This is a genomic window from Borrelia persica No12 (assembly GCF_000500045.1).
In the GTDB taxonomy this organism is placed as follows: Bacteria; Spirochaetota; Spirochaetia; order Borreliales; family Borreliaceae; genus Borrelia; species Borrelia persica.
Map to the genome: position 1 here is coordinate 1 of NZ_AYOT01000057.1, position 8,433 is coordinate 8,433.

The following is an 8,433-nucleotide window of genomic DNA, read 5'->3' on the forward strand; positions in this document are numbered from 1 at the left end:
TGTTTTTGGTGGAGTTGTTTCTGTTTCTGTTTTTGGTGGAGTTGTTTCTGTTTCTGTTTTTGGTGGAGTTGTTTCTGTTTCTGTTTTTGGTGGAGTTGTTTCTGTTTTTGTTTTTGGTGGAGTTGTTTCTGTTTCTGTTTTTGGTGGAGTTGTTTCTGTTTCTGTTTTTGGTGGAGTTGTTTCTGTTTTTGTTTTTGGTGGAGTTGTTTCTGTTTCTGTTTTTGGTGGAGTTGTTTCTGTTTCTGTTTTTGGTGGAGTTGTTTCTGTTTTTGTTTTTGGTGGAGTTGTTTCTGTTTTTGTTTTTGGTGAAGTTGTTGCTGTTCTTGTTTTTGGTGGAGTTGTTGATTTAGTATCGCAACTGATTATTAATATAATAATTGTTAATGATGATATATTTAATATTTCTGTAATTTTATTCATTTTAAGTTTTTATATTAATTTTCCAAATGTATTTTTTTATTAAAAAATATCAAACCGCTATCTTTCTCTATTATCGAATAATTATTGTTTGGGTATGAATTTTGATATTTTTTTACATATGTCAAAACCTCTTCTGCATCCTTTTTAGCTAAGTTGTAAATGTGTAAAACTTTATTATTATTCATTAAACCTTCATAAAAAGTATTATAATAATCATCATGATTGTCAGAATAAGCACAAGAAATTAATTTAATGTATAAGGGATAATCAAACCAATGCTGCATCTTTTCAATATCTATTGCTGAAATTTTAAGGTTGTCTTGTAGATGTTCAGTTTGCTTATTATAATTTTCTATAGCCTGTATTGCTTCTTTTTCAGCTTGTTTTGTTTTTATAATATTTGCAAGAATGTTTTTAATTCTATTAAGCCCCGAATACAATAAGAAATTATTAAAACTTACTTTTGAAAATGGTTTATTGCAATCCTTAAAGGGGTCGTCAAAGTTTTCAATATCTTTACTATTATTAGGATTTAGGAAAGTATTTTTTAAAAAAACAAAAGCTTTCTTTTCTTCAGAATTTAGCTTTTCTTCTAGAATTTCTTCTATTAGCTTTAAAACTTCTTGTGCTGATGCTTTTTTAATAATTGAAATTTCTTCTTCTGGTAATTCTGCTTTAGTTGTTTGATCATTTGACATACTGTTATTCTTGCCTAAACTATCATTGATTAAAGGTTTTTCTAAATGAGTCTTACAATTAATTATCAATATGATTATTAATGTACCTAATATTCTTAAAAATTTATTCATAAATATAATCCTTTTTAATGTAAGAAATACTTTGATCAACCAAACATTATTTTTGTTGTATCTCTTGATAAGATCCGTAACTTTTTATTTTTAGGGATTATTAGAACTTTCTTTGATAAATTAGCTTTAACCTTACATACTCTTGTTGTTTTATCATTAATTCTCCTTTTTTTATTCTTTATTTTATCATTTTGAGTTAGTTTGTGTCAACTTTAAGAAAGTTAAAAGAGACTGTAGAAGGGATAAAGAATAAGTTTGATCAAATTGTAGCTGATATGAAAAGAGAAGAGAATCCTAATGCTGCCGGGAGTAGAGAGTACGGTTAATAAATTGGTTAGTGAGCGAATTTAGGGAAAGGATTTTTAGATGTTTTTGTGATTTTGGAGTATGGTGAATGGGACATTGGGAATAAAAAAGGCAGATACAAAGAAGTCAGAGATAGGTGCTTATTTTACAAAGATTTGCTGAGATAATGAAGACAACTAAAGCAAAATTAAAACGAGATTTTAGAGAAGAATGGGAATTATGAAAAGGTGAAAGAAAAGGTTGATGCATTTATCATAACTATAGGGAAGATAGAAGAAGGAGCTAAAATTGAGGCTTCTGGGTGCTAGTGGGTGTTGATTCTATTGGTAATGCTATTAAACAGCAGGATGCCAAAGCTTGCTGATATAAGTGCAGTAAATAAGACACTCAGCACTCTAATTATAGGAATAAGAGACACAGTTGATAGTGGTTTAAAAAAGATATAAATGAAGTATTAGCTACAATTAAGCAAGAAGATAAGGAAGCAGAGAGTTTAGCTAGTGGACAATAATAAGTAATTGTCAATAAAAATCAGTAAGGTAAAAAAAGTCATTTAAAGGAAACACTTCTCTTTGTCTTTTTGAGACATACAGGGAGATGTTTTCTTGTTAGATTTCATTGATTTAATATATTTCTTTTATATTTTTTATTAAGCATTCATTTATTATGTGTGAATATCATTTGTTCGTTTTATTGCGTTTTTTCTGTTGGAGTGAAGTTAAAAAGAGAAAGAGATTCTCTTTAAAGAAGAGAGGGAATCTTTTAAAAAAAAGAAGAAAAAATCATTTAGACCGAGTAACTTTTTTAGAAGTTAGGAGAGCTTATTTAGAGGAGGGAAAAAGTAGATGAGAGAAATTAGAGAAATAAAAATGAATGAAGAAAAGATAGAAGGTAGTGGGAAGATGAGAATAGTTAAACAAATTATTATATTCAGTTTAGTTATGGTTATGGGATGTAATAGTGGGTTATTGGCAGAAGAGAAAGCAAAGAATGAGTTTTTAAGTTCTATAGCGAATTTAGGGAAAGGATTTTTGAAAGTATTTGTTGTAATTTGGGGGGATATGGTGAGTGGGACATTGGGGATAAAAGCGGATACTAAGAAGAGTGATATAGGGAAGTATTTTAGTGATATTGAAAACACTATGAAAACAACCAAGACAAGATTAAACGAAATTTTAGATAAGAATGGACATTATGGAAAGATAAAAGAAAAGGTTGCTGCTTTTATTGCAACTATAGATAAAATTGCAGAAGGAGCAAAGGAAGCAGCAAAAGGGGCTGTAGGTAGTGATGTTATTGGTGGTGCTATTGCTGGTCAGGATGCTGTTCCTGGGGAAGTATCAAGTGTTAACGCACTTGTTAAAGGAATTAAAGAAATAGTTGACGTAGTTTTAAAAAAGGACGAAGGAAATGCAAATGCTACTAAGACTGGAGACACGGAAAAAAAATCTATTGGTAAGTTACTTGGTGCTAACGGAACTGATGGAACAGAACAACAAGCTGCAGCCGCAAGTGCATCCGTAGGAGCAGTAAGTGGTGCTGATATTTTGCGAGCTATTGTTAGTTCTGATGAAGTTGTTAATAATGAGGTTGCGATTGATCAAGCAAAGAATGCAGCAGAAATTGCTGTAGCTAAGAAAGAGACTAAGGATCTTAAAGAACATCAAAAGGATGCGGTTGTTGCAGGAGGGATAGCCTTAAGAGCAATGTCTAAGAATGGAAAATTTGTTGCTAAAACTGGTGAAGACAAGTCTGCTAATGCTATTAACGGTGTGGCAGCGAGTGCAGTTAGTAAGACACTAAGTGCACTAATAATAGGAATAAGAAATACTATTGATAGTGGTTTAAAGGAGATAAATGCAGCATTAGCTACAGTGAAACAAGAAGATAAGGCAGTAGAAGCAGCAGCTAGTGGACCACAATAAATAATTACCGATAAAAATCAGTAAAGAAAAAAAGTTATTTTAAGGAAACATTTCTCTTGTTTTTTATGATGCATACAGGGGAGATGTTTTATTATTAAGCATTAATTTATCATGTGTGCATTTGATATGTGCGTTTCATTCATTTTTCTTGCTTTTTTTCTGTTGAAGTAATGTTGTAGATAGAAAGAGAAGTTCTTAAGTGAATAGAAGAGCTAACTTCTTTATGAAAGATAGGAGCTCTATTCTAAAGATAGAAGATAAGTTTTTTTAGGATGGAGATTTTATTTAGATGAGCTTATTTAGAAGATTTGGTTTAGCTTATCTTATTTATGCGATTCGATTTAGAGAGATGGGATCTTTAGATGATACATGGATTAAAGATAGGTGGGAATTTTTTATAGATTAAGGAGGGAAAAAGGGTTATGAGAGGGATTAGAGGTATTAGAGATAAAGAAGAAATTAGAGGGGGTAGTGGGAAGATGAGAGGCATTAGACGCATTATTGGAATTAGTGTCCGGGGGGGGTATATGTTAGTTATGGGATGTATGTAATAGTGGGTTATTAGCAGAGAAAGAGGGTTAGAGAAGAGGAATAGTTTTTTAGGTTCTTTGGTTAAGATCGGGCAAGGGTTTTATGAGATTTTTGGCGTTTTTTGGGGAATAATGTTATTGGTGATGCACTTACTGCTGTGCCCCCTTTAACCACAGGAGCATATTCAGCAGCAGTGTCACTAGCCCTTTAATTGTTTCAATATCTGCCGCTGCTGCACTAAATTTACCATTCTTAGTAATTGCTTTAAGAGCTACAGCTTTTGCTGCTAAGTCTGCATTACTCTTTGCTCCAGCACCATTAGCATCAAGCAGCATTAGCACCAGTATAGCCAATGTTCCAGCGTCTTTATCGTTACCAGCAAGAGCAACAGTATTAGTCGTAGAATTTTTAATCTTATCTATCCTTGCCCAAGGAGCTGCTTTTGATACTTCAGATGCTAGCTTATCACCCCCCCAGCTCCAGCAAAACCAGTATTATTACTTCCAAGTGCATAGCAGTAGCACTAGCAGCAGCAACATTTACTGAATTACCAGCAGTTCCCGTTTCAATCTTTATTCCACATTTCTCTGTTACTTCAATAATATTTTAACTTCTGCAATAATAGTCTTAATACTAGCTTCTTCGGCACCAATAGCAGCACCAGCAGTTACTGCAGCACCAATGTCAGTACTAACATCATTAGTTACACCAACCAATTTAGTTAACGCACCAATTAATTGTTCAAAAAAATCATTTGCTCTCTTAATCACACCCTTAACAGTTTCAACTGTGCTACCATCAGCGTTCTTTGTCCCAGAAATATCAACTGACAGCTCTTTTAATTTATTATTAGTATCTTCCAAACCTTTCTTTATCTTCTCAAAATGTTTACCTACCTCACTTTTTTTATCCCCCGATTTAACAATATCAAAACCTAATTCATCTACTGAAGCATTAGATATGTTAACTGTAGCAGTAAGGAAAACAATTGACATGGGACTTAAGACTGTTAAAGACGGCGAGAAAATTGATGCAAATGATACTCCTGTAAGTTCTGATAGTAACACATCAGAACCTAAAAAATGATGATGAATTTCATAATTAGGAAATGGATACTTAACGGTTATTAGAATAATGAAAATGATAGTCACAATATTCAATATCCCATATAGGTTTTTTTAAACTATTTTGTATTCTTGATTTTTGAATATAATCAACATATAATATTAATATAATTTTAGTTAATTTCAATAATTAATTAATATTGGTTAAAGATAATAAATTTTATTAGGCAATATTAGTGGTTTGTCTGTATGGTGTGAGAAATATTTTGAAAAATAAAGTTTTATTATATTTGTGTTTTATAAGCTTTTCATTGATTGTTTATAGCTATAAATATCCAAGAGAAGAGGTAAGTTCAATATAGTTGCTTTTTTGTAAAAAACAGATGTGATTGTTTTGTATTCATAACAAGTACTGTCATTGTTATTACTGCCATTTTAAATAATATATAAATATTCTTGCATTGTTTTTAATTTGAAAAGGAGATATTAAAATATGAAGTTAATAGATTATGCTTTAATATTATTGTTATTATTGTTAACAATAATAACAATAATATTGGTAAGTTGTCAGCCTCAAAGTTCTGCTCCTGTAGGAGTGGACTCAGGTGATTTGTGGAGAAGGGATAATAGAGATCTGATAGAAGAGGTGAAATCAATTGATACATTACTTGATACATTTAATTTATCAGATGAACATAAGGAAGTAGCTAGGTATTTAAGAAAGGCATTAGTAGATACTGCTAAAACATATAGTAATGATACGTTTTATGATCTATTGTCTAAATTAGGTGCTGATCGAGTTGAAACAATTGTGAACAATATGTTAGTAAATCATCATTTACGTTTGTTTTATCAAGCTAGCAAAACTATTAATAGTATTCAAGATTCTAATGTAAAGGAAAATTTGGATCGTAGGTTAAAAGAAGAGGAAGGAAAATATTTAGTGGCGTTAAGAGATTATAGCGATATCAGTCTTACTCTTGATCAAAGATATAGTAATCTTTCAGGTAATAAGAATGTAAGTTTTGATTTTCAGATTATTATTAATGATGCAGATACAGAAGTAGCAAGACAAGCAGAAATAGAGAGACAGGCAGAGGCAGGTAGACAAGCAGAGACAGAGAGACAAAAACAAGCAGAAATAGAGAGGCAAGAAAAAACAGGACTAATTCAGAAGTTACAAAACATAGCTAGTTCGGTTGAAAATGTATTTACTGTTCATAGTTCTCCTGAACCTGATGATATGTATGGTATACTACAATTATTAAATGAGCTTGACTTTCGTTATATAGCTGATTTAGAAATTATGCGAAGAAGATTAATTTACTTAGCTTTTGATTATGAACGTGAAGTTCTTGTATTTTTTGGTACATTTTTAAATAAGTATTTTGCGTATTATGATCGTAAGAATGCTGTTCTTGTCTATACTGTTCATGGGGTTATGCGCAATCGTTTAATTAGTGTTTTAGATAATTTAAGAAAATTTTCTGAGCTGTATTACCTAAGCTCATTTAGTAATCTAAGAGAGAAAAAATCTGGTCTTGATAAGTTAGAGCTTGAAGATTTAAAGACACTGAAACAACAATTTAATTTGCTTGAAGGAGAAAAGCAGAAATTAGTTGCAATAAAAAATCAAATAAGAACTGATTATAATGCTGATGTAGGTGGTATTAGAACTGTTTCTGGTAATTCTACACAAGTATTGCATGACTATTTAACAGATGCAACTCGTAATTATGAAGTAAGATTTAATAATGCAGTAGACAAAGTAAAGCAAGTGAATGATGTTATTATTGTTATTTTAAATAAAATATAGATATTATTAGATTTTAAAGTAATATTATGAAGAAAGAAGAATTATAGTATTTTTTATACTAATAACAATTAAACTAGTTTAATTGTTATTAGTATAAAAAATACTATAATTCTTCTTTCTTCATAATATTACTTTAAAATCTAATAATATCTATATTTTATTTAAAATAACAATAATAACATCATTCACTTGCTTTACTTTGTCTACTGCATTATTAAATCTTACTTCATAATTACGAGTTGCATCTGTTAAATAGTCATGCAATACTTGTGTAGAATTACCAGAAACAGTTCTAATACCACCTACATCAGCATTATAATCAGTTCTTATTTGATTTTTTATTGCAACTAATTTCTGCTTTTCTCCTTCAAGCAAATTAAATTGTTGTTTCAGTGTCTTTAAATCTTCAAGCTCTAACTTATCAAGACCAGATTTTTTCTCTCTTAGATTACTAAATGAGCTTAGGTAATACAGCTCAGAAAATTTTCTTAAATTATCTAAAACACTAATTAAACGATTGCGCATAACCCCATGAACAGTATAGACAAGAACAGCATTCTTACGATCATAATACGCAAAATACTTATTTAAAAATGTACCAAAAAATACAAGAACTTCACGTTCATAATCAAAAGCTAAGTAAATTAATCTTCTTCGCATAATTTCTAAATCAGCTATATAACGAAAGTCAAGCTCATTTAATAATTGTAGTATACCATACATATCATCAGGTTCAGGAGAACTATGAACAGTAAATACATTTTCAACCGAACTAGCTATGTTTTGTAACTTCTGAATTAGTCCTGTTTTTTCTTGCCTCTCTATTTCTGCTTGTTTTTGTCTCTCTGTCTCTGCTTGTCTACCTGCCTCTGCCTGTCTCTCTATTTCTGCTTGTCTTGCTACTTCTGTATCTGCATCATTAATAATAATCTGAAAATCAAAACTTACATTCTTATTACCTGAAAGATTACTATATCTTTGATCAAGAGTAAGACTGATATCGCTATAATCTCTTAACGCCACTAAATATTTTCCTTCCTCTTCTTTTAACCTACGATCCAAATTTTCCTTTACATTAGAATCTTGAATACTATTAATAGTTTTGCTAGCTTGATAAAACAAACGTAAATGATGATTTACTAACATATTGTTCACAATTGTTTCAACTCGATCAGCACCTAATTTAGACAATAGATCATAAAACGTATCATTACTATATGTTTTAGCAGTATCTACTAATGCCTTTCTTAAATACCTAGCTACTTCCTTATGTTCATCTGATAAATTAAATGTATCAAGTAATGTATCAATTGATTTCACCTCTTCTATCAGATCTCTATTATCCCTTCTCCACAAATCACCTGAGTCCACTCCTACAGGAGCAGAACTTTGAGGCTGACAACTTACCAATATTATTGTTATTATTGTTAACAATAATAACAATAATATTAAAGCATAATCTATTAACTTCATATTTTAATATCTCCTTTTCAAATTAAAAACAATGCAAGAATATTTATATATTATTTAAAATGGCAGTAATAACAATGACAGTACTTGTT

The 8,433-nt window shown here is 30.6% G+C and carries 7 protein-coding genes and 4 pseudogenes; 7 read left to right on the forward strand and 4 right to left on the reverse strand.

Features of this window, described 5'->3' with window-relative positions; all coding sequences use genetic code 11:
• Positions 1 to 463: hypothetical protein (locus U881_RS12515; RefSeq protein WP_038363180.1), on the forward strand; the 463-nt coding region annotated here is incomplete at its 5' end.
• Here the strand turns inward: U881_RS12515 and U881_RS0101045 are convergent.
• Positions 435 to 1,229, reverse strand: coding sequence for a hypothetical protein (locus U881_RS0101045; RefSeq protein ID WP_024652978.1), 795 nt, complete (start codon positions 1,227 to 1,229; stop codon positions 435 to 437). The genes U881_RS12515 and U881_RS0101045 overlap by 29 nt on opposite strands.
• Positions 1,230 to 1,459: 230 nt before the next feature.
• Here U881_RS0101045 and U881_RS13475 point away from each other — a divergent pair.
• The 4 genes and pseudogenes from U881_RS13475 to U881_RS13480 form a co-directional block, all read left to right on the forward strand.
• Positions 1,460 to 1,577, forward strand: a pseudogene (locus U881_RS13475) (variable large family protein); the annotation flags it as partial.
• A pseudogene (locus U881_RS13650) lies at positions 1,574 to 1,957 on the forward strand (variable large family protein); the annotation flags it as partial. The pseudogenes U881_RS13475 and U881_RS13650, both read left to right, overlap by 4 nt.
• A 447-nt stretch (positions 1,958 to 2,404) precedes the next feature.
• Positions 2,405 to 3,460: a variable large family protein gene (locus U881_RS0101075; RefSeq protein ID WP_084538403.1), complete on the forward strand. Its 1,056-nt coding sequence runs from the start codon at positions 2,405 to 2,407 to the stop codon at positions 3,458 to 3,460.
• Between the two features lie 422 nt (positions 3,461 to 3,882).
• A complete protein-coding gene (locus U881_RS13480; protein WP_268744143.1) occupies positions 3,883 to 4,011 on the forward strand; it encodes a hypothetical protein in 129 nt (42 codons plus the stop codon).
• Positions 4,012 to 4,140: 129 nt separating this feature from the next.
• Here U881_RS13480 and U881_RS13655 read toward each other — a convergent pair.
• Positions 4,141 to 4,443: pseudogene (locus U881_RS13655) on the reverse strand (variable large family protein); the annotation flags it as partial.
• 138 nt (positions 4,444 to 4,581) lie between these two features.
• Entirely contained in the window at positions 4,582 to 4,986 is a 405-nt protein-coding gene (locus U881_RS13660; RefSeq protein ID WP_024652982.1) for a variable large family protein, read from the reverse strand.
• Here U881_RS13660 and U881_RS13820 point away from each other — a divergent pair.
• Positions 4,937 to 5,077, forward strand: a pseudogene (locus U881_RS13820) (variable large family protein); the annotation flags it as partial. The gene U881_RS13660 and the pseudogene U881_RS13820 sit on opposite strands and share 50 nt — an antisense overlap.
• 471 nt (positions 5,078 to 5,548) lie before the next feature.
• The gene (locus U881_RS0101110) at positions 5,549 to 6,871 is read left to right on the forward strand and encodes a BTA121 domain-containing protein surface lipoprotein (protein ID WP_024652983.1); all 1,323 of its coding nucleotides are present in this window, start codon (positions 5,549 to 5,551) and stop codon (positions 6,869 to 6,871) included.
• 150 nt (positions 6,872 to 7,021) lie between these two features.
• Here U881_RS0101110 and U881_RS0101115 read toward each other — a convergent pair whose 3' ends face one another.
• Complete coding sequence (locus tag U881_RS0101115) at positions 7,022 to 8,344, reverse strand: BTA121 domain-containing protein surface lipoprotein (protein ID WP_024652983.1); 1,323 nt, start codon at positions 8,342 to 8,344, stop codon at positions 7,022 to 7,024.
• Positions 8,345 to 8,433 lie beyond the last annotated feature (89 nt).